Source organism: Pseudomonas sp. SDO5522_S412 (assembly GCF_054071215.1).
Window position 1 is genome coordinate 22765 of sequence record NZ_JBSVWQ010000011.1, and the last position, 20447, is coordinate 43211.

Consider the following 20447-nt stretch of genomic DNA (forward strand, 5'->3'; position numbering starts at 1 on the left):
TGCTCCGTCCATTCAAGTTGCGGTTCAGCTCACGGCCGGTGGCGGTATTGCTCCCGGGACGCGGCTTTCATCTGGATCGAAAAGCCCGGCGCCTTCGGCGGCAGATAGGCCGCACCGCGCACCACGCAAGGTTCCTCGAAATGCTCGTGCAAGTGGTCGACATACTCGATCACCCGGCCTTCGTGGGTGCCGGCGATGCACAGGTAGTCGATCATCGACAGGTGCTGCACGTACTCGCAAAGCCCGACACCGCCGGCATGCGGGCACACGGGCAGGCCATATTTGGCCGCCATCAGCATCACCGCCAGCACCTCGTTCACCCCACCCAGGCGGCAGGCGTCAATCTGCACCACGTCGATGGCTTCGCGCATGATCAATTGCTTGAAGATGATCCGGTTCTGGCACATCTCGCCGGTGGCGACCTTGACCGGCGCCACGCCCAGGCGAATCTTGCGATGGCCTTCGATATCGTCGGGGCTGGTGGGTTCCTCGATGAACCACGGCTTGGCAAACGCCAATTCGCGCACCCAATCGATGGCGGTGTCGACTTCCCACACCTGGTTGGCGTCAATCATCAATTGGCGGTCCGGGCCCAATACTTCGCGGGCGATGCGTACGCGCCGCAGGTCATCCTGCAAGTCGTGGCCGACCTTGAGCTTGACGTGGTTGAAGCCGGCATCTACCGCTTCCTGGCACAGCCTGCGCAGCTTTTCGTCGCCGTAACCGAGCCAGCCGGCGGAGGTGGTGTAGCAGGGGTAGCCGTTGGCTTGCAGGTCGGCCAGGCGTTCAGCCTTGCCTTCGGCGCGTTGGCGCAGCAAGGCCAGGGCTTCGCTGGAGGTGATGCAGTCGGTGATGTAGCGGAAATCGATGCAGCGCACCAGCTGTTCCGGGCTCATGTCGGCGACCAGGCGCCACAGGGGTTTTCCTTCGGCCTTGGCCCACAAGTCCCACGCGGCATTGACGATCGCGCCGGTGGCCAGGTGGATTGCGCCCTTGTCCGGGCCGATCCAGCGCAACTGGCTGTCACTGGTGACATGCCGCCAGAAGCGGCCCATGTCTTCGGCGATCCATTCCAGGGTCAAGCCCACCAGCAGCGGCTGCATGGCCTGGATCGCCGCGCAGCAAATCTCGTTGCCACGGCCGATGGTGAAGGTCAGGCCATGGCCTTCAAGGGCCGGGTTGTCGGTCTGCAAAATCACATAGGCGGCCGAGTAGTCCGGGTCCGGGTTCATGGCGTCGGAACCGTCCAGGGACTGGGACGTAGGAAAGCGGATATCTTCGACGCGAATCGCGGTAATGGTAGTCATGAGCGGCTCCTAGTCTCTTGTCAGGCGTCGACCGTGGTCTGGTTCTGTTCGCCGAGGCCTTCGATACCCAGGCGGATTTTTTGCCCGGGCTTGAGGTAGACCGGCGTGGGCTTGATCCCCAGGCCGACACCGGGCGGGGTGCCGGTGGAAATCACATCCCCCGGTTGCAGGCTCATGAACTGGCTGAGGTAGCTGATCAGTTTGGGGATCTGGAAAATCATCGTGCGGGTGTTGCCGTTCTGGTAGCGGTGGCCGTCGACTTCCAGCCAGATCGACAGTTGGTGCGGGTCGGCGATCTCATCGCGGCTGACCAGCCAGGGGCCGAGCGGGCCGAAGGTGTCGCAGCCCTTGCCCTTGTCCCAGGTGCCGCCGCGTTCCAGCTGGAACTCGCGCTCGGAGACATCGTTGATCACGCAGTAGCCGGCCACGTGCTGCATGGCCTGGCTTTCCTCGATGTAGCGGCCACCCTGGCCGATCACCACGCCCAACTCCACTTCCCAGTCGGTCTTGGTGGAGTGGCGGGGGATTTCGATGGTGTCGTTGGGGCCGACGATGGCGCTGGTCCACTTGTTGAAGATGATCGGTTCGTCAGGGATGGGGGCGCCGGTTTCGGCAGCGTGATCGGCGTAGTTCAGGCCGATGCAGATGAATTTTCTTACCTGGCCGACACAGGCGCCCAAACGCGGATTGCCCGGTACCAGGGGCAGGCTCGCGGGGTCGAGTTCTTGCAGGCGAGCGAGGTTGTGCGGGAGCAGGGCGTCACCGGCGATATCACTGATGTGGGCGGACAGGTCACGCAGACGACCATCAGCGTCCAGCAGGGCCGGGCGTTCCTGACCTTTTTCACCATAGCGCAGCAATTTCATGAGCAATCCTCTTATTGGAAGTGGGCGGTCAGTTGCTCCAGCCGCCGTCAATGATCTGGGTGGTGCCGGTGGTAAACGCGCTGGCATCGGAGCCAAGGTACAGCGCCAGCTGGGCAATTTCCTGGGGCGTGCCCAGGCGTCCCATCGGCTGGCGCGCGGTGAAGGCGGCGTACACCTCGTCCTGTTGACGGCCTTCATGGCGGGCTTGTTCGACGATGCGTTGCTGCAGCGAAGGCGACTCCACGGTGCCCGGGCAGATAGCGTTGCAGCGGATGCGCTGGGTGACAAAGTCGGCCGCGACGGATTTGGTCAGGCCGATGACGGCCGCCTTGCTGGCGCAATAGGCAAAGCGGTTGGGCACGCCCTTGAGGCTGGAGGCCACCGACGACATGTTGATGATCGAGCCGCCGCCCGCCGCCAGCATCCCCGGCAGAAACGCGCGGATCATGCGGTACATGGCGGTGACGTTCAGGTCCAGGGCAAACGTCCAGTCGCTTTCCGGGCATTCGAGGATATTGCCGGCATGCACCACGCCTGCGCAGTTGAACAGCACGTCCAGAGGGCCGATCTCGGCGGCAAGGCGTTGGATGGCGCTGGCGTCGGTGACATCCAGCACCACCGTTTGCGCACCCGGCAAGCCGGCGAGCGCCTGTTGATTGATGTCGGCTGCAATCACTTCGGCCCCTGCCGCCAGATAGGCTTCGACGCTGGCGCGGCCAATGCCCTGGGCGGCGGCGGTGATCAGCACGCGTTTACCGGTGAGGTCCATGACAGACTCCCTTGATTATTGTTATTGGCTCAATGGTCAGGCCATTGAGGGCGTGAAACACCTGCATCTGCGGCATAGCGAACCCTGGTGGGTTTGCTATGATCAGCACACTGGAAACGATCCAATGGTCAGGCCATTGATCCAATTTTTAGCATGGGTCATCCCGGTCAACAAGCGGCTTTTTCGCGGGTTGATCGCTTTGACCGTGCTGTGCATGAATCGAGCTGAGCCTAGATGCCATTTCAAGTGATTGATAACCAACGTCTTTATCGACAGATTGCCGACCAGTTGCGAGCGTTGATCGACAGCGGAGAATTTCCGCCGGGCAGTCGACTTCCCGCTGAGCGTGAACTCGCCAAACTGCTGGGCGTGAGTCGCGCTTCCGTGCGTGAGGCGATGATTGCCCTGGAGGTGATCGGCCTGGTAGACGTGCGGGTGGGCAACGGCGTGCTGGTGTGTGAACCCGTGCAACCGACAGTCAGCCAGGAACCGGTGATGGCCCAGGCCACCCGGGATCAATGGAAAGAGTTCGATCCGGAACTCAACCTGCACGTCGACTTCAATGCCGAGATTCCACCGTTTTCCCTGCTCCAGGCCCGTCGCCTGATTGAGCCGGAAGCCGCCGCCCTGGCCGCCAAACATGCCACCGACGAAGAGCTGGCGGGGATCCGCGAGGCCTTCGAGCGTAATGTGCAGGACAACCGCGACGGCTCCCATACCCATCCGGGCGATCGCCTGTTTCACATTCGCATCGCCCAGGCCTCGGGCAATCCGGCGTATGCGTTGATGATTGCGCATTTGCTGGGGCATCGTTACGGCAGCATGTTCCAGCGGTTGCAGGCGCATTACACCTCGGACGACATGCCCCATCGCTCGGAAGACGAGCACCGCAAGATCCTCGATGCACTGGAATTGCGAGACGTGGAGGGTGCGCGACAGGCGATGCGCAAGCACCTGGAAGAGGTGGTACGGATTTTCATGCGGACAGCGCAATGAGCGTTTTCTATGACGCCCGCGGCAATATCTACGGCGTAGTGAGCCCGGAGCATTTACGCAGCAAGGGTATCGACGTGCCGGACCGTGCCGACTTGGCCGCTGGCACCCGAGGTGTTTGGGCATTGGCGGCGATTGCCGCCGAGTGCGGTTGGGATGAGTTGCCGCGCCCGGCAGAGGCCAAGGCGCATCGCTGTGACGGCTTGTTGGTGGGGCCGTTCCAGGCCGCGCCGCCTTTTGACCTGTTGATCGTCAACACCGACGGTTCCCTGGCCGAACGCAGTGGCAATGGCCTGACGATCTTCGCCCAGTCGTTGACCGACCAGGGATTGATGGCGCAAGGCTGTGAGTTGCGGGTGCATCACGACAAGACAGACGCACTGTCGCCGGTGGTTACGCGGGTTGAGCCGGCGGAGTACGAACAGGTGCAGGGCTTTTGGCTGACGCTGGGGCGTCCCGAGTTCGGGCCTTTGGCGGTAGGGGCTGTTGGTGTGGGCGCGGTCTCGCTTGAGGGAACTGAGGTGAGCCATGTTTCGCCACTGGCTGCGCTCAACCCCGAGTGGAATCACAGCCAGTTTGTGCGTGTGGGCAACCCGCATTGTGTGACGCTGGTACAGGACGCGTCAGCGTTGCCGGACAACGCCCAGTTGCATCGATCAGCCTGGTTCGATCCGCTGAGGGCGATTGCTTTCGCATCACCTGCCGGGGCCGGCCAACCTTGTATTTCCGGGGTCAACCTGCAATGGGTCGCCCGGGATTCAGGCAATCGCGTGATCGCGCGGGTGTTTGAGCGTGGTGAGGGGCCCACGGCGTCCTCCGGGACCAGCGCCAGTGCGGTGGCATGCGCCGCCTGGTCTGTAGGATGGGTGACGGCGGGTCAGGTGGCGGTGGTGATGCCGGGCGGTACCGCACCCGTACGGTTGCAAGCAGAGCCGGGTGAGTTGCTGAGCGTTAGCCTGTTCGGGACTGCGCGGCTGCAGGAAGTTTGAAAAAGGCAGTGGCGGGCTTAATCATCTTTGTCAGCTGTTTCTCTATAAATAAGCAGCTCTGGTGAATGGTGGTGTAAGAGTATTCTCGTTAGTCAGTACTGGCTGTTTAACTGCATTTCTGTATTTATAAAAGACCCTTCCAATATCAATGTACGAATCTTCTTTTTTATTTTGAGGCGGCCGAATTTCGCCTGAAATCGCTAGTATTCCTGGGGTTCAGGCACTTTTTATCGGCTTCGAATTGAGTGGCTTTATCTGCGTTTTACGGGAGAAGTTATTTCAGCTCGACAATGAATGGCGGGTAACAACGGATGTTCAATACGCTTGTTTCGTCACGTTTCAAACTGGTCGTTGCAGGAATGAACCAGGCATTTCAGGTGCTGGCTTTTAAAGGCAGCGAAACGATTGACCAGCCTTTTTTTATTGAAGTGCAGTGGGTCAGTGAAAACCCCAGCCTGGATCTGGAGAAGTTGCTTCACCAACCGGCCTATCTGGATTTTGGCGAGCCCGGTGAAGGCCTGCACGGGCAAATCTACAGCATTGGCCGGGAAGGCCCGGGGCAGCGGCTGACCCGCTACCACCTCACCCTTGCGCCGCGCGTGGCGTACCTGGCTCATCGTTGCGACCAGCGGATTTTCCAGCAGCGCAGCGTGCCGCAAATTATCGCGGCAGTGCTTGAGCAGCACGGCATCCTTGCTGATGCCTATACCTTCGAACTGGGGCCGGTGGTTTACCCACCGCGTACGTTCTGTGTGCAATACGCGGAAACCGACCTGCACTTTATCCAGCGGCTGTGCGAGGAAGAGGGCATTCACTACCACTTTCGCCACAGTGCAGACGCCCATGTACTGGTGTTGGGTGATGACCAGACGGTGTTTCATCGTTTGCCGGCGCAACGCTACTGCCCGGCCGGAGGCCCGGCTGCCGAAACGCTGGTGATCCAGCGTTTCGATGTGCGCCTGGCCACGCGCAGTGCTCAGGTTGTTCGGCGTGACTACGACTTCGAACATCCGTCGCTGCGCTTGCAGGAGCAGGCCGGATCTTTCCCGGCACTTGAAGACTATCAATACCCTGCGGGATTCACGGGGCATCTGCGAGGTTCGCAGTTGGCCCGGCGTGGCCTGGAACGTCATCAACGCGACCGTCATCGGGCCCTGGGCCGCAGTGACCAGCCGGCTTTGCGCAGCGGGCATTTCCTGGAACTGCGCGGCCATCCGGACCGCACCTGTAATGACTTGTGGCTGATCACCGGCGTACGTCACGAAGGCTATCAACCGCAGGTGCTGGAGGAGGCGGTGGTGGATGTCGAGGCATTCCACGGCTACCGCAATCGATTTACCGCAACGCCCTGGCGCGCCGCTTACCGCCCGCCGCTCAAGCACGTCAAACCGCGTATCAGCGGCAGCCAGACCGCAACCGTCACCGGGCCCGAGGGTGAAGACGTGCATTGCGACGCTCACGGCCGGGTGAAAATTCGCTTTCATTGGGACCGCCTGGACCAGCACGACGACAAGAGCAGCTGCTGGGTGCGTGTGGCGTCCGGATGGGCGGGTGACAGCTATGGCGCGGTGATGATCCCGCGTGTGGGCATGGAGGTACTGGTGACGTTCCTGGAAGGTGATCCAGACCGGCCAGTGATCAATGGTTGCCTGCCCAATACCTTGCAGCCTGTTGCCTATCCGTTGCCCCAACACAAGACCCGCAGTGTGCTACGCAGCCGCAGTTCGCCGGGCGGGGCGGGGGCCAACGAGCTGCACCTTGAGGACCGCAGCGGCCAGGAACTCATCTACCTGCGCGCCCAACGCGATCTGGAGCAGCAGGTCGGCCACGACAGTCGGCTGGAGGTGGTGGGCGAACGTCGGGAAACCATCCACGGCTTGAGTGCCACCACCCTGGGAGGCGAGGAACACCGCAGCATCGCCGGCGACCGCAAGGTTCGGCTTGGGGCTGATGATCACTTGCACGTGCAGGGCAACAGCCAGACCCTTGTCGGCCAGACCCTGGTGATCGAAGCGGGGCAACAGGTCCATCTGAAGGCGGGGGCCAATCTGGTTATCGATGCCGGTGCGCAGTTGAGCTTCAAGGCCGGTGGTGAGCATTTGCTGATTCAGGCCGGCGGGATTTTCAGCAGTCGGCCGATCACGTTGGGCGGTGCGCCTGCCGTGATTCGCACAGCCAACCCAGTTGGACCGGGTGACGTGGCTGCTTCGCCCGCATTTGCAGCGGATGGGCCGAAGGTTTCGGTTATCCAAGGCGCAGTCATGGAGCTGGCCAGAAGACTGGATGCGGACTTCTGTCCAGTGTGCGAGCGCTGCCGTGAAGGCCTGTGCGAATCCACGGGGAGGGCGGCTTGATGGAGATCGCGCCTGGCCAGTGGATGGCTGAACAGCAGCAGGCAGGGCGCCGGCTGTGCCTGGTTCTACAGGGTGAAAGCGATGCGCGTGGGGTACTGCTGGCGACACGCACGGTCGCTGAGTATCGCTGCCTCTTTGGTGAAACCGTCGCATCGGAAATGGCAGCGGATGGGCCGATGCTCCTGTTGCTCGACCATGTCAGCGAGCCCGCATTGGTGGGTTTGCTGCAAAACCCCCAGCGTAATTGGGGCTGGTTGGGCAGCCTGCCTGGTGATGATTTATCGGGTGTTACCCGGCACTGGCGCGACAGGTTGGTGGTGGGAGCGGCGGGCAGTCAGGCGCTGTACCGCTTCCACGATAACCGCACCTTGGCGCGGGCCTTGGTTCACCTGCCTGCTCGGGACTGGCCTGTTTTTCTCGGGCCGCTGATCGGCGTGTGTTACTGGCAGGGTGAGCGTTGGAGTTGTGTCGATAACCCGGCTCCGGGGGCGTATCCGGTACCCGATCCTGCGCCGTGGCTGGAGGTGCCGAATCCCCAGGCGGGAGTGATTCTGCAAGCCAATATCCTGCGTTACCTGCTGGCCGAGTACAGCGAGGCGTTGAGCGCACTGGTTGAATTTCAAGACCCGAGAATCTGGTTGGCGCAGGTGCTGGAGCAAGCGCGGGCCTGGCAATGGGACAGGCCGGAACAGCTGGAGTTTTTGGTCGTGCGGCGGTTGTTGGAAGCCACTGGGGACGTGCTTATTCGATGGCAGCCGATGCGTGGGGAAGTGGCGGAGGATCATTTTCAGCGGGTGGTTGGGGAGTGGCGTCGGGTGGAGCGGGAGCAGCAGGATGCGTAGGGGATTTATGTCGGGCGTGTGGCGAGGGGTATTCGTTTGCAGTGTGCTGGGTGTTTCCGGTTGTGTGATGAAGCCTGCTGATAGTTTCACTTTGGAGGTCGATTTGCCGGCGAATTACAGACTCAGAGGCGATGCAACTTACGTCCCCGGAACAGGTGAGACTTGCACTTTACGATGGCGTCCAGGTGATCTGCCAGAGATCAAGATATTCGACGCTCTTGAGAAGTCGGTGGCGAATCGGGCGAGCTTTGAGTTGCCTCTGACGGAGACGGTGAACGGGTGTCCGTTAGTGCTGCGTTACATGACGTTTGATGTCTATGCGAAGTCGGCTGAGCACTTGTCGGACAGTGGGGGGGATTTTGCGTTTATCGGTGTGCATGATTGGGTTGAACCCCATATGTCTCGAATGCCGGGGCCAGGTACCTTGGAGGTGCCGGGGGCCTGTCAGTGGTTACTCAGGCCGGCAGGGCCAACGCAGGCGACTGATAACGTATTTCAATGCAACCTGGTAGATGCAAGAGGACTGCCGCCAACGACTGCAACGGGTGGCCGTGTGCAGCGTGATGAGCTGAACGGTAAAACGGTGAGGCTCGTGTTTGGGGAAATCTGATGGGGAGCGTACTTATCTTTAACTTTTACTGAATAAGGATATTCAGCGATGGCGCTTACAGAATGGAAACAACCCTTTTTCAGCGGGAAAATGCCGGCTTGTGCAGTGCGTGGATGTTGGCTGAGTTTTTGTCTGGTGGATGAATCAGGTGACGGAAACGCTTATGGGGGTCTTGCGTACAAGGTTTTTGACAGCACAGGTCAACAATATGCAGGTCGTTTGGATGGAAACGGTTTCGCAAAGTTGGACAACCCATATCGAGGGCCTGTGGTTCTGATCTTCGATGCGCCATATGAAATGAGCGGGGATTACTACGCAACGTTGCAAACGCGTGGTTGTTATCCACTGCCTATCACCGAGCTTCAGGTACGAGCCGAACAGACGCGGTTTTCACGTGTAGACGGGGAGCGCGTCGAGCGAAACCCGGCAGGGCGGGAAACAGGCAAATTCTATCAAGTCGAGGTCAGTGACTTGGTCTTGCACACTGCTCATTTGCCTCCCTTGGCGCCCAGAACCCATCGACCACCGCGGCATGCGCTCCGCATGCTGGCTGAACTTGGGTTTGGCCCCCCTCAGCCCAAGCTGACAGGGCTGGTTTTATTTCCTGACCTGCACACTGTGCTGGAGGTAAGGCCGCTGCGTGCGTTACGCCCGTTGTTGTCGATTGAAGACCAGTTCTGTGCCTTGAACCTTTATCAGTTGGCGCTTATGGCTACCTTGAGTTATTGCGATTTTGGGCAGGAACCATCGACTCCGCCGATGGACCAGGTCAGCTTTCCCATAGAGCCCAGTGTGGGCAATTTTTTTTCCGAACAACTGTCGGGCTATCAGGAGGCTTGGAAGTTCGATTCCGACCAGGTGGAATACTTTTATCCCGTGTATGAAGACGTGCCGTACTCGCAACGATTCGAGGTGTTGCCTTTTGATCCTGAGTTGTATGAGCAAAATCGATCGGGGCAAGGAGAGTCCCCGGCCCACCCAGCGAAGCTGCATTTTTTTGATGACGAGGAGAATGGCACTGATACTCAGGCGTTTATCAGCCATCACGACCATGTGATCCTGATCGCAGTGCGGGGCACTGCAAGCCGTTCCGATGGGCTGAGGGATGCCAATGCTCACCAGGTCGCTTTTGTCGAGGGTGTTGGTAAGGTTCATGAGGGCTTTTATGGCGCGTATCGGGCGATGCGTGATTTTGCGCTGCATTACCTCGACCGGTTCTACATAGGCCAGCGCATCATAATTTGTGGCCATAGTCTCGGCGGCGCCATAGCACTGCTGCTGGCAGAGTCTCTTAGGCGAATTCCAGGTTACGACCGCAACATCCTTCTTTACACCTATGGCGCTCCCCGCGCTGCCGACTCTGAGTTCACTGACGGTGCTTCATCTTTGGTGCATCACCGCATCGTCAATCATAACGACCCGGTACCCAGCGTCCCGGCACCCTGGATGAACACAACTGCCAAACTCTGGATTCCCGGGCTTGTTACCCTGTTCAGCAATCCTGCACCTGCTGGCCTGCTGTTCGCACTTGGGTTGGTGCGGGTGGGCGGGAACGCCTATCAGCATCACGGCTCCCAGCAGCATTTCATGCCGATTGCCTTGCCCGACGGCACACAGTCTTCAATATTGTGGAACCCCGGGTGTGAGTCGATCGAAGAAGCTGCATGCAATCGCGCGATTCAACTCAGCGGTGATATGCCGGACCGGGCCAACCTGATCAAGCAGCTAGTCCAATACAAGCAGCACTTTATGACCGCAAGCTACATCCCGGCAGCCTGGGCGACGTTACGCCGCTGGCAGCAAACCGTGGACGCCGACGGAACACTGGTGACTGCGAGTGAATTTGAGCTGATCGAAAAAGCGCTGATCAGCATGCGGCAACAACTGCGGGAGAAAAAACGAGAACTGGACCGCTATCGACCGACCAATCAGCGTGGTTATGAAGATATCCAGGCCTTGAGCATCGAAGCTGATCGTCTGCAAAGTAGTCGCGACCGCCTGGCAACCCTCCGCTGGCGCCGCCTCCAGGCCCGCGACGTCTACGGCAGCCACGCTTCATCCCCAACCCTGCAATCCAGCCTGAAACGCTGGTTCGCTCACCCGCAAAATCGCGTACTCACCCAAGTGGCGAGCATCCCGCCACAATCGGATGATGGCTGGGGAAAGCCACAAACCCTCGATATAGATTCAATCGTATGAGCCTACAAAAACTCCACCTGCGCCGGCCGGCGTTTCATCAACACTTTGCCCGCTCGAATCGAATACAACGGCAAGCCCTGGCTGCGAATCACTTCATAGTCGCTGTCTGCAGACAGGATCAACAGGTTCGCCGGGCGTCCCGGTTCCAGGCCATAACGATCCCCCAGGGCCATCGCCCGGGCGCTGTTGTCGGTGACCAGGTCGAGGGCACTTTGCAGGTTGCGGTAGCCAAGCATGTGGCAGATATGCAACCCGGCTTCCAGCACCCGCAAAATGTTGCCGTTACCCAAGGGATACCAAGGGTCGACGATGGAGTCCTGGCCGAAGCAGACGTTCATGCCAGCCTCCAGCAGTTCGTTGACCCGGGTCACGCCGCGGCGTTTGGGGAAGGTGTCGAAGCGGCCCTGCAAGTGGATGCTTTCGGTAGGGCAGGAGACAAAGCTGATGCCCGAATGCCCCAGCAGGCGGAAGAGTTTGGCGCAGTAAGCATTGTCGTAGGAGCCCATGGCCGTGGTGTGGCTGGCGGTCACGCGGGCGCCCATGTCACGGCTGCGGGCTTCTTCGGCCAGCACTTCAAGAAAGCGCGAGTGTGGGTCGTCGGTTTCGTCGCAATGCACATCGACCAGGCAACCGGTGCGTTCGGCCAGGTCCATCAGGAACTTCACCGAACTCACCCCTTGGTCACGGGTGTATTCAAAGTGCGGGATGCCGCCGATCACGTCGGCGCCCAGGCGAATGGCCTCTTCCATCAGCTCGCGGCCATTGCGGTAGGACTCGATGCCTTCCTGGGGGAACGCGACGATTTGCAGGTCGATCAGGTGGCCGCTTTCCTCGCGTACTTCAAGCATGGCCTTGAGCGCGGTGAGGTCCGGGTCGGTGACGTCGACATGGGTGCGCACATGCTGGATGCCATGGGCGGCCAGGGTCTGGATGGTTTTTTTGGAGCGGGTCTTGGTGTCTTCCAGGGTGATGGTGGCCTTGCGCTCGCCCCAGCACTCGATGCCTTCAAACAGGGTGCCGCTCATGTTCCAGCGCGGCTCGCCGGCGGTCAGGGTGGCATCGAGGTGAATGTGCGGCTCGACGAAAGGCGGGACCACCAGGTTGCCGGCGGCGTCCAGGTCGTCGGGGCCTGCCAGGGGGGCCGCGCCTTGTTGGGTGATGCTGGCGATCCGGCCGTGTTCCAGGTGCAGATCATGCAGGCCTTCACGGTTGCGCAGGCGGGCGTTGATGATGTGCATGGGCAAGTTCCTCTTGGCAAAAAACAGTCAGGCAGACAGCCGCCAGATCATCAGCGCGATGCCGATGTCCAGGCGGTCATAAGCATTGTCCAGCGTCAGCCCGCACAGGGCTTCGATACGCTGGACGCGGTGCGTCAGGGTGTTGCGGTGAACCGCCAGCCGTTGGGCTGCGGCCACAAGGTTACCATTCTCGTGGAACCAGGCCTCCAGGGTCGGCATCAGGCTTGGGCCATGGTGCAGGTCGTGGCGCAGCAGCGGCCCCAGGCGTTCGTTGAGGAATTGATCGAGCAGGGCGCGATCACGTACGCCACTGAGCAGCTTGAGTACGCCCAACTCATCGTAGACACACAGCCCGGCGCGTTCACTGAACCGTCGCGCAGCGGCCAATGCCTGGCGCGCCTCATCCAGGGCCTGGGCCAGGCGCGCGGGTGGGTGCGCGGCAGCACTCAGGCCGATAAACAGTTTCAACGGCGCCAGGCGCAGATTCAGTGCCTTCAACCAACCCGCCAACAACTGACGGTTGGCCAATGCCGCACCCGCGTCTATCGCAGGCAGCAGCAACGTCCATTGTCCGGCACGCCCCAGCACGGGCAGGCGCGACGGATGCTGCGCAGAAAACTGGCGCAGACGGCGGGTAATCGCATCGTGTTGTCGGGCAAGCTGCGCCTCGACCACTGGCGCCTCACCCTGGGCAAACAGCGCGTCGCTGCCGTCCAGTTGCAACTGGACGAGTTGCCAATGGCCGGCCAGCGGCATGTCCAACTGCGCAGCGCGGTGCAGCAGCAAATCCAGGGATTGGTAATCACCGGCCAGCAGGCGCTCCAGCACATCGTGTCGCGAGCGCCCCAACTGCTGCGACTGGATCAACGCCGAACCGATGGCCTGGGTCACCAGTACCATCTTCAACGAGTAAGGCTGTTCGATCAGCGGCATGCCCGCCGCTTGCGCCGCTTCCAGCAAACGCTGGGGAATCGCCTGGATATAGTCCGGCCCCGTGAGGATCACCAGGCCGGCGACCTGGCGCTGACAGGCTTCGTCCAGCAGCACCAACAGATTGGCCTCGTCCCGTGGATGATTGATACCGGTGACGAACACCAGTTCGCCCCCCAGCACCCATTCGGCGATCCCGCTGTTTTCTGCGACATAGGGCCAGCGCACCGTGTTCTCCAGGCCGGCTTCCCCGGCCCGCAGGCACATCGATTCAAGGCCGGGCAAGGCCAGCACATCGGCGATTGTCAGGCTCATGCCTGGACGTCAGCCAAAGGTGCCCGCACCCGCAATACGCTGGTCAGCACGATGTAGGTCAGGGACGCCGCCACGATCCCCACCAATGGCGCCACCCAGGGTGAATGAAAGGCCAGCACCGTACCCACGGCATAGGCGATCAGCCCTGGCCAGTTGAAGGCCGGCAGGCGTGTATCGGCCAGGCGCGGATAGTGGCCGCGGTAGCGATAGAAGAAATCCGCCATGATCACCCCGCCAATCGGTGGGATCACCGTGCCCAGCAGGATCAGGTAGGGCACCAGCATGTCGTACATGCCCAGCAACGCCAGCAGGGTGCCGATTACCGCACCGGCCAGGGTCACCGTTTTGCGGCGCTTGGTGCGCAGCAGGTTGCAGCCGGCGACGGCGAAGTTGTAGATGGTGTTGTCCTGGGTGCTCCAGATATTCAGCAACAGCATCGCCATGGCCGCCATGGCGAAGCCTTGCAGCAGCAACACTTCGACCACGTCGGGCTGCTGGTAGACGATGGCGCCATAGGCACCGATCAACACCATCAAGCCGTTGCCGATAAAGAAGCCGATCAGGCTGGCCAGCACCGCGACCCTGGCCGAGCGTGAGAACCGCGTCCAGTTGGTAGCCTGGGTCGCGCCGCTGACAAAGGTGCCGAACACCAGCGTGATAGCCGTGGACATGTCCAGCTCACCGGTCGGCACCACCGCCAGCAGTCCATCGAGCCCGCCGACCTTGACGGTGGCGACCCACATCGACAGAAACAACAAAATACCCATGGCCGGCACGGCGATGTAGGACAGAATCTCCAACCCGCGATAGCCCACGTAGGCCGTCGCGCAGAACACCATGCCAAACAGCACCATCAGCCCGAGTACGCTGCCCTGGCTCAACTCGAAATACTTGCCCAGTACTACGGCTGCGGTGGCGGTGCCCCAGGCGTACCAGCCGATCTGGGTAAAACCGAGAATTAAGTCGCTGAGTTTGCTGCCCACTTCACCGAAGCAGAAGCGCCCCATCAGCACCGAGTTCAAACCGCTCTTGAACGCGATGTAACCCAGGCCTGCGGCGTAGATACCCAACAGCAGGTTACCCAGGGCCACGACGCCGAGCATCTGGGTAAAGCTGAAGGCCACCCCCAGCTTGCCGCCGGCGAACATGGTCGCGGTAAAAAAGGTAAAGCCCAGCAGCACCATGGCGGTGGAGGCCAGGCCTTTGCGGGCATGCATGGGCACCTCGCTGAGAGGGTAGTCATTGCCCGGTTCGTTCTGCGTCATGTGCCGTTCTCCCTGAATGAGTGACGCAGGCCTATTGCACCCGTCGTGCCAAGTGCGAGGCAGTGACGGGCGCACGGTCAGGACTGTGCAGGTTGCACAGTATTTATAGCCAAACAGGGGAAACACGCAGGCGGGATTGGTCTTTCTGCCCACTCAGGCGCGAAAGCGGTGCAGGGTGATACAAATTGGATCACCCGTTATTCAATCGAACAGGGTGTGAGTGGTCTGCCCGCGATGAAAGGCAAACGCGGCCTCAAGGTCGCTTTCAATGGTGCGGCCACGGGACAGCGGCGGCAGATCGTCCAGGCTGAAGAAGCCAACTTCGGTGGTTTCGAAACCGGCCGCCGGCGCCAGTTGATCAACCCGTTCGCACAGAAAGTAGAGTTTGTAGAAGTCCCGGATATCCGGCCGGTACAAGCCTTTGGCCTTGTGGGTGACGCTGTACAGCGCCTTGGCCGTGACCGTCAGCCCGGCCTCTTCGCGAATTTCCTTGACGATGTTTTCAGCCGCTGACAAACCAATATCCGCATAACCGCCGGGCAATGCCCAGCAGCCATCCGTGAGCTCGCGGACCAACAGGATCCGGTCACCGTCAATCACTGCGCCCCGCACATCAATCATGGGCGTCGAATAACGTTTGGCAAAATCCGGCACCAGCCCGGTGATGCGCTCCAGCGGTACTTCGCCCAATTGCGCCAGCATGCTGTGGGCAATCTGGGCGATTTCCTCGAGGCGCTCGCGCTCGAAGTCATCGGTGCAGAAGTGCAGCCCCGTGGAGGCCAATGCTTGCAGGCGCTTGGCCTGGGCCAGCCAGGTGTTTTCCATGGGAGCTCCTTCAGTGCGAGGCGGTGAGGTCTTTTTGCATGTAGACCCGACGCAGGCCGTTTTCCTCGGCCCGGTGGGTTTCCACATAGCCTTTGCGGGTGTACAGCGCGATGTTTTCGGTCATCGCTTCATTGGTGTAGAGACGGATGGAGCCATGCCTGGCCTGGCGTTCCGCGAAGCCCAGCAACAGGCGCCCGTAACCCAAGCCCTGGGCGCCGGGGTCGACGGCCAGGTTATCCAGCAGCAGGTACTCATCGTGATGAATCAGTACGACAAAGCCGCGGACCTGGCCCGCACTCTCCAGCACATGCACCCGTTCGGCAGCGACCTGCTGGCGATAGTCATCCAGCATCGGGCCTGGCTTGCGCCCGATTCGCTGGATGTAAGGGGAGTAGGCGGCGTGGACGATCGCTTCAATAGCGGCGATATCGTCGCCGGTAGCGGGGCGGATATGGGTTGGCATCGCAGCGCTTCCTGTACAAGAGGCCACGACTGTAAGGGAGTCTCCGGCATAAAAAAACCACCGCAAGGGTGGTTTTTTACATCGCCGGCTTATTCGCCGCGATAGATGCAGCCGCTGGTGCAGGTCTCATGGATGCGAATCGCGCTGAGTTCCGGCAACAGCGGTTTCAGTTCATTCCAGATCCACTTGGCCAGCACTTCGCTGGTGGGGTTTTCGAGGCCCGGGATGTCGTTGAGGTAGTTGTGGTCGAGGCGTTCGTAGAGCGGCTTGAAAATCGCCTTGATCTCCGAGAAGTCACGGATCCAGCCGGTGTGCGGGTCGAGGTCGCCGCTGAGGTGGATCGCCACCTTGAACGAATGGCCATGCAGGCGCCCGCATTTGTGGCCTTCCGGAACGTGGGGCAGGCGGTGGGCGGACTCGAAGGTAAACTCTTTGAAGATTTCCACAGGGTTTTTCAGCTCGGTGAGGTGTCTGGCAGGCGGCGAGTTTAACAGTTTGTGGCGGCCGCGCGCATACCGCGTAGCAGCTGTCGAGCCATGGCGAGGCTGCGTTTGCGATTTTTCTGACAAACCGAGGTGCTGCCGACGCAGCCTCGCTTGGGCTCGACAGCTGCTACGGAGAGGGCGCTAGAGAGCCAGCAGGCGTTCGCCCAATTGGCCATTGTCGGCCAGTTGCAGAAACTCATCCCCCAGCCGCTGGCTTTCGCTCATTGCGGTTTGCCAGTACTTGTTGCGGCCCGGGTCATCCCCCATGAAGCGCTTGAAGTCACTGCGGTCCGGCAGTTTGCCGTGGGGCAGTCGCGCCAGGTATTCCTTCGACGGCGCCAGCAGCAGGACATCCTGCAAACCCTGTTGATTGGCGCGGCGCCACGGCAAGCCTTTGTCGAACCAGCCGGGAATGACCCGGTCGGTGAAGTGCGGGTACAGCACGATGTCATCGCCGTGGTAGGGCAGGTCGAGGTGATAGTCCAGCAGGCCGCCATCGCGGTAAGTGCCTTGGCCTGCACCCGGCAGGTCGCGTACGCCTTGCATCACCATGGGGATCGAGCCCGACGCCAGCAAGGCCTGGCGCAGGTTGCCCAGTTCCAGATCAAGGAAGCGCGACGGGAAATCCTTGAGCGCATGCAGCGGTGGCGCCTGGCGTGGGTCGTGGACGATCAGCCGTTCGAAGTGCCGGGACAACCGCGCGCGGCCCCTCAGGTTGTCGGCGATCACCGAGGACAACCCCAAACCAAGCCGACCGCGATGATCGTCGGCGAGCAGGCCATGGCTTTTGACCACCATGATGTTCAGCCGGTAGTGCGGGTTGTCGAGCACGCGGGCATCGCGGCCGGCCAGCAAGTCATCGAGCATGCGCACGCAGCTCTGGCTGACTTCGGCCATGGTCACGCCTTTGGCAAAGCTTTGTGCGTTGTACAGCCGGCCCAGGTCGAGCAGGCCTTGCACCGGGTCGGGCAGGCACGCACTGGCAAACCGCCAGGAGCCTATCGAGGCGCCGATCAGCGCACGCTCGCGGGGCGCCCGGGGCAGCCAGTCACCAAACAGCGCCAGGTCCAGACCCTGGATGCCCAGCGCCTTGGGCCCGCCGGCAGCGCCGGGAAGGATGCCGACGTCCGCAGGCGCAAGCCCCTGCTCACGAATGCGTGCAAAAGCGCGTTTACCGGCCTTGAGGGTCAAGGCGGGGAACTTCATATGGATAGCAGTCATACCGGTCTCATTTACCGCGAGCAGGGCAGTATAGAAAATCTTGCCCGGTTGCAGGCAAAGGTCTCGCAGAGAATTGCCATGGTGGCAATTCAGTTTCAGTTAAGTTGGATCCAGTACCGTGAGTCCCGTAGGCAAAATATCCCGAAACGGAGACTCACCATGAAAACCCTCACAGCCTTGATCGCCAGCAGTATCATCGCCCTCACCGCAGGCGTCGCCCAGGCTCGCGACCTGGGGCCGGACGAAGCACTGAAGTTGCGCGACGCTGGTACCATTGTGTCTTTCGAGAAGCTCAACGCCACGGCGTTGGCCAAACATCCCGGCGCCACCGTGCATGAAACCGAGCTTGAAGAGGAATACGGCAAATACCTTTATCAGGTTGAACTGCGCGACGCCCAGGGCGTCGAGTGGGACCTGGAATTGGATGCCGTCACCGGCGCCGTCCTCAAGGATCATCAGGATACGTAATGAAGGTAAATCTACGCACCAGCGTTCAAGTGGCGCTGGTGCTCCTGGCATTTTGCTCAGGCCTGGCCGCTCGGGACCTGGGCCAGGATGAAGCGCTGCGCCTGCGCCAGAAGGGCGTGATCGCGCCGCTTGAGCATCTGCTGGGCCCGGCTTTCGAGCGCTACCCGGGCGCCAAGCTGCTGGACGCCGAGCTTGAAGAGCACAAGGATCGCCCTGTGCGCTATATCTATGAAATCGAACTATTGACGGTGGAAGGCGTGGTGCGCGAGATCGAACTCGATGCCAACACCGGTCAACTGCTCAAAGACAAGGAAGACGACTGATGCGCCTGCTGCTGGTGGAAGACCACGTACCCCTGGCCGATGAGTTGATGGCCGGGCTCAATCGCCAGGGCTATGCCGTCGACTGGCTGGCGGACGGGCGCGATGCGGTGTATCAGGGGCGCAGCGAACCCTACGACCTGATCATCCTTGACCTCGGCCTGCCGGGTTTGCCCGGGCTTGAGGTGTTGACACAATGGCGTGCCGCCGGCCTGGCCACGCCGGTGCTGATCCTCACTGCCCGCGACTCCTGGGCCGAGCGCATCGAAGGGCTCAAGGCCGGGGCCGACGACTACCTCAGCAAACCGTTCCATCCCGAAGAGCTGCACCTGCGTATCCAGGCCTTGCTGCGTCGTTCCCATGGCCACGCCAATCAGCCCACCTTGCAGGCTGCCGGCTTGCACCTGGATGAGGGTCGCCAGTGTGTGATGCGTGATGGCGAGGAGATCCAGCTGACCGCGGCCGAGTTTCGGCTGCTGCGTTACTTCATGCTGCACCCCGAGCAAATCCTTTCAAAAAGTCACCTGGCCGAACATTTGTACGATGGCGAGACCGAGCGTGACTCCAATGTGTTGGAGGTCCACGTCAACCACCTGCGCCGCAAGTTGGGCCGCAGCGTGATCGAGACCCGGCGCGGCCAGGGTTACCGGTTTGGTGCCAGCCCGGCATGAAGTCGATCCAGCGGCGCCTGAGCCTGGGGCTGATCAGTGTGATGGTGATCGTCGGCCTGGTGCTGGCGCAGACCAGCCTGTGGCTGTTCGAAATGGGCCTGCAACGTTACCTGGAGTCCGGCTTGCGCAACGATAGCGAGAACCTGCTGGTGGCGCTGGTGCGCGGGCCGGCGGGGGTGCAACTGGATGAGCAGCGGTTGTCTCCTGCGTACCAGCGTCCGTTTTCCGGGCACTATTTCCGTATCGATTTTGCCGACACCCATTGGCGTTCCCGCTCGCTGTGGGACCAGGAACTGCCGCAGTTGCCCCACGCCGGGCTCAAGGGCAACCTGCAGTTGGGGCCGGAAGGCCAGCAGTTGCTGGTACTGCGTTCGGACTACAAACGGTTTGGCCAGTCGATTTCCATCAGCGTGGCCCAGGACTACACACCCGTCAGAGAAAGCTTTCGGCTGATGCGTCAGATCGGCTTGGTGCTGGGGCTGGCGGCGCTGTTGCTGATCCTGATTCTGCAACGGGTCACCGTGCGCCGCGCCTTGCGCCCGCTGGAGACCGCGCGCAACCAGATCGCCCAACTGCAGCAGGGCCAGCGCTCGCAACTGGATACCCAGGTGCCGGTGGAGCTGGAGCCGCTGGTGGCGCAGATCAACCATCTGCTGGCCCACACCGAAGACAGCCTCAAGCGCTCGCGCAATGCCCTGGGCAATCTCGGCCATGCCTTGAAAACCCCGTTGGCGGTGTTGCTGAGCGTGGCATCCAGCGAACAGCTCAAGGACCATCCGCAACTGAGCAAGCTGCTGCGGGAACAGTTGGAGCAGGTGCAGCAACGGCTTAATCGTGAACTCAATCGTGCCCGCCTGGCCGGAGAGACACTGCCGGGTGCCTTGTTCGATTGCGACGGCGAATTACCGGGGTTGCTCGCGACCCTGAACATGATCCATGGCGAACACCTGGATTTGAGTTACCGCGTGCCGCCCGGTTTGCAATTGCCGTGGGACCGCGAAGACCTGCTGGAACTGTTGGGCAACCTGCTGGACAACGCGTGCAAATGGGCGGATGCGGAGATTGTGTTGAGCATCGGCGAAACCCCGGAAGGCTTTCGGTTGGCTGTCGAAGATGACGGGCCGGGGATTCCCGAGAGCCAGCGTGATCAGGTGTTCAGCCGAGGCACGCGGTTGGATGAGCAGACTGACGGGCATGGTCTGGGGCTGGGGATCGTGCGGGATATTGTCGAGGTGTGGGGCGGGGTGCTTCTGTTGCAGGAGAGCGAGCTGGGCGGGTTAAAGGTCATCATCGACCTGCCACGCCGCCATTGAAAAC

The 20447-nt window shown here is 61.1% G+C and carries 19 protein-coding genes; 9 read left to right on the plus strand and 10 right to left on the minus strand.

Annotated elements, in window-relative coordinates:
• Window positions 1–29 precede the first annotated feature (29 nt).
• Genes ACW9I6_RS04770 through ACW9I6_RS04780 form a run of 3 tightly spaced genes read right to left on the minus strand, consistent with a single transcriptional unit; the run spans window position 30 to window position 2942 of the window.
• Window positions 30–1307, minus strand: coding sequence for an L-fuconate dehydratase (locus tag ACW9I6_RS04770; protein ID WP_008432761.1), 1278 nt, complete (start codon window positions 1305–1307; stop codon window positions 30–32).
• A gap of 20 nt (window positions 1308–1327) precedes the next feature.
• The gene (locus tag ACW9I6_RS04775) at window positions 1328–2173 is read right to left on the minus strand and encodes a fumarylacetoacetate hydrolase family protein (RefSeq protein WP_457338948.1); all 846 of its coding nucleotides are present in this window, start codon (window positions 2171–2173) and stop codon (window positions 1328–1330) included.
• Between the two features lie 28 nt (window positions 2174–2201).
• Entirely contained in the window at window positions 2202–2942 is a 741-nt protein-coding gene (locus tag ACW9I6_RS04780) for an SDR family oxidoreductase (RefSeq protein WP_003219525.1), read from the minus strand.
• Window positions 2943–3176: 234 nt separating this feature from the next.
• Between ACW9I6_RS04780 and ACW9I6_RS04785 the strand changes: the two genes are divergently transcribed.
• The 5 genes from ACW9I6_RS04785 to ACW9I6_RS04805 all read left to right on the plus strand — a co-directional run bounded on the left by ACW9I6_RS04785 (window position 3177) and on the right by ACW9I6_RS04805 (window position 10929).
• Complete coding sequence (locus tag ACW9I6_RS04785) at window positions 3177–3938, plus strand: FadR/GntR family transcriptional regulator (protein ID WP_008432767.1); 762 nt, start codon at window positions 3177–3179, stop codon at window positions 3936–3938.
• Window positions 3935–4924 (plus strand): diaminopimelate epimerase, encoded by a 990-nt coding sequence (locus ACW9I6_RS04790; RefSeq protein ID WP_008432769.1) that lies wholly within the window; start codon window positions 3935–3937, stop codon window positions 4922–4924. The genes ACW9I6_RS04785 and ACW9I6_RS04790 overlap by 4 nt, the downstream gene beginning before the upstream one ends.
• A 311-nt stretch (window positions 4925–5235) precedes the next feature.
• Window positions 5236–7278 (plus strand): type VI secretion system Vgr family protein, encoded by a 2043-nt coding sequence (locus ACW9I6_RS04795; RefSeq protein ID WP_457338949.1) that lies wholly within the window; start codon window positions 5236–5238, stop codon window positions 7276–7278.
• A complete protein-coding gene (locus tag ACW9I6_RS04800; protein ID WP_457338950.1) occupies window positions 7278–8120 on the plus strand; it encodes a DUF4123 domain-containing protein in 843 nt (280 codons plus the stop codon). Before ACW9I6_RS04795 ends, ACW9I6_RS04800 begins: the two co-directional genes overlap by 1 nt.
• Window positions 8121–8778: 658 nt before the next feature.
• Window positions 8779–10929, plus strand: coding sequence for a lipase family protein (locus ACW9I6_RS04805; RefSeq protein WP_457338951.1), 2151 nt, complete (start codon window positions 8779–8781; stop codon window positions 10927–10929).
• Between the two features lie 2 nt (window positions 10930–10931).
• Here the strand turns inward: ACW9I6_RS04805 and codA are convergent, their stop codons facing one another.
• From codA to ACW9I6_RS04840, 7 genes are all read right to left on the minus strand, one after another.
• Window positions 10932–12167 (minus strand): cytosine deaminase, encoded by a 1236-nt coding sequence (gene codA, locus ACW9I6_RS04810; protein ID WP_003219538.1) that lies wholly within the window; start codon window positions 12165–12167, stop codon window positions 10932–10934.
• Between the two features lie 27 nt (window positions 12168–12194).
• Complete coding sequence (locus ACW9I6_RS04815; RefSeq protein ID WP_177050810.1) at window positions 12195–13412, minus strand: PucR family transcriptional regulator; 1218 nt, start codon at window positions 13410–13412, stop codon at window positions 12195–12197.
• Window positions 13409–14677 carry a cytosine permease gene (gene codB / locus ACW9I6_RS04820; protein WP_003219542.1) on the minus strand — a complete coding sequence of 423 codons (1269 nt, stop codon included), beginning with the start codon at window positions 14675–14677 and terminating at the stop codon, window positions 13409–13411. The genes ACW9I6_RS04815 and codB overlap by 4 nt, the downstream gene beginning before the upstream one ends.
• A gap of 201 nt (window positions 14678–14878) precedes the next feature.
• Window positions 14879–15502: an NUDIX hydrolase gene (locus ACW9I6_RS04825; RefSeq protein WP_008432778.1), complete on the minus strand. Its 624-nt coding sequence runs from the start codon at window positions 15500–15502 to the stop codon at window positions 14879–14881.
• Window positions 15503–15512: 10 nt separating this feature from the next.
• The gene (locus tag ACW9I6_RS04830) at window positions 15513–15965 is read right to left on the minus strand and encodes a GNAT family N-acetyltransferase (protein ID WP_008432780.1); all 453 of its coding nucleotides are present in this window, start codon (window positions 15963–15965) and stop codon (window positions 15513–15515) included.
• Between the two features lie 89 nt (window positions 15966–16054).
• Window positions 16055–16411 carry a 6-carboxytetrahydropterin synthase QueD gene (gene queD, locus ACW9I6_RS04835; RefSeq protein ID WP_003190259.1) on the minus strand — a complete coding sequence of 119 codons (357 nt, stop codon included), beginning with the start codon at window positions 16409–16411 and terminating at the stop codon, window positions 16055–16057.
• 180 nt (window positions 16412–16591) lie between these two features.
• Complete coding sequence (locus ACW9I6_RS04840) at window positions 16592–17671, minus strand: patatin-like phospholipase domain-containing protein (protein WP_003219547.1); 1080 nt, start codon at window positions 17669–17671, stop codon at window positions 16592–16594.
• A 159-nt stretch (window positions 17672–17830) separates the two neighbouring features.
• Between ACW9I6_RS04840 and ACW9I6_RS04845 the strand changes: the two genes are divergently transcribed.
• From ACW9I6_RS04845 to ACW9I6_RS04860, 4 genes are read left to right on the plus strand one after another with little or no spacing between them, the layout of a single operon-like run.
• Window positions 17831–18139: a PepSY domain-containing protein gene (locus ACW9I6_RS04845; RefSeq protein ID WP_003219548.1), complete on the plus strand. Its 309-nt coding sequence runs from the start codon at window positions 17831–17833 to the stop codon at window positions 18137–18139.
• Window positions 18139–18462 (plus strand): PepSY domain-containing protein, encoded by a 324-nt coding sequence (locus tag ACW9I6_RS04850; RefSeq protein ID WP_102369441.1) that lies wholly within the window; start codon window positions 18139–18141, stop codon window positions 18460–18462. The genes ACW9I6_RS04845 and ACW9I6_RS04850 overlap by 1 nt, the downstream gene beginning before the upstream one ends.
• Window positions 18462–19130: a response regulator transcription factor gene (locus tag ACW9I6_RS04855; protein ID WP_003219550.1), complete on the plus strand. Its 669-nt coding sequence runs from the start codon at window positions 18462–18464 to the stop codon at window positions 19128–19130. The genes ACW9I6_RS04850 and ACW9I6_RS04855 overlap by 1 nt, the downstream gene beginning before the upstream one ends.
• On the plus strand, window positions 19127–20443 hold the full coding sequence (locus ACW9I6_RS04860; RefSeq protein ID WP_008432791.1) for a sensor histidine kinase: 1317 nt from the start codon (window positions 19127–19129) through the stop codon (window positions 20441–20443). Before ACW9I6_RS04855 ends, ACW9I6_RS04860 begins: the two co-directional genes overlap by 4 nt.
• Window positions 20444–20447 lie beyond the last annotated feature (4 nt).

Coding starts and splice junctions, on each gene's coding strand:
- ACW9I6_RS04770 (WP_008432761.1), bottom strand. CDS start 1,307: ATGACTACCATTACCGCGATTCGCGTCGAAGATATCCGCTTTCCTACG.
- ACW9I6_RS04775 (WP_457338948.1), bottom strand. CDS start 2,173: ATGAAATTGCTGCGCTATGGTGAAAAAGGTCAGGAACGCCCGGCCCTG.
- ACW9I6_RS04780 (WP_003219525.1), bottom strand. CDS start 2,942: ATGGACCTCACCGGTAAACGCGTGCTGATCACCGCCGCCGCCCAGGGC.
- ACW9I6_RS04785 (WP_008432767.1), top strand. CDS start 3,177: ATGCCATTTCAAGTGATTGATAACCAACGTCTTTATCGACAGATTGCC.
- ACW9I6_RS04790 (WP_008432769.1), top strand. CDS start 3,935: ATGAGCGTTTTCTATGACGCCCGCGGCAATATCTACGGCGTAGTGAGC.
- ACW9I6_RS04795 (WP_457338949.1), top strand. CDS start 5,236: ATGTTCAATACGCTTGTTTCGTCACGTTTCAAACTGGTCGTTGCAGGA.
- ACW9I6_RS04800 (WP_457338950.1), top strand. CDS start 7,278: ATGGAGATCGCGCCTGGCCAGTGGATGGCTGAACAGCAGCAGGCAGGG.
- ACW9I6_RS04805 (WP_457338951.1), top strand. CDS start 8,779: ATGGCGCTTACAGAATGGAAACAACCCTTTTTCAGCGGGAAAATGCCG.
- codA (WP_003219538.1), bottom strand. CDS start 12,167: ATGCACATCATCAACGCCCGCCTGCGCAACCGTGAAGGCCTGCATGAT.
- ACW9I6_RS04815 (WP_177050810.1), bottom strand. CDS start 13,412: ATGAGCCTGACAATCGCCGATGTGCTGGCCTTGCCCGGCCTTGAATCG.
- codB (WP_003219542.1), bottom strand. CDS start 14,677: ATGACGCAGAACGAACCGGGCAATGACTACCCTCTCAGCGAGGTGCCC.
- ACW9I6_RS04825 (WP_008432778.1), bottom strand. CDS start 15,502: ATGGAAAACACCTGGCTGGCCCAGGCCAAGCGCCTGCAAGCATTGGCC.
- ACW9I6_RS04830 (WP_008432780.1), bottom strand. CDS start 15,965: ATGCCAACCCATATCCGCCCCGCTACCGGCGACGATATCGCCGCTATT.
- ACW9I6_RS04840 (WP_003219547.1), bottom strand. CDS start 17,671: ATGACTGCTATCCATATGAAGTTCCCCGCCTTGACCCTCAAGGCCGGT.
- ACW9I6_RS04845 (WP_003219548.1), top strand. CDS start 17,831: ATGAAAACCCTCACAGCCTTGATCGCCAGCAGTATCATCGCCCTCACC.
- ACW9I6_RS04850 (WP_102369441.1), top strand. CDS start 18,139: ATGAAGGTAAATCTACGCACCAGCGTTCAAGTGGCGCTGGTGCTCCTG.
- ACW9I6_RS04855 (WP_003219550.1), top strand. CDS start 18,462: ATGCGCCTGCTGCTGGTGGAAGACCACGTACCCCTGGCCGATGAGTTG.
- ACW9I6_RS04860 (WP_008432791.1), top strand. CDS start 19,127: ATGAAGTCGATCCAGCGGCGCCTGAGCCTGGGGCTGATCAGTGTGATG.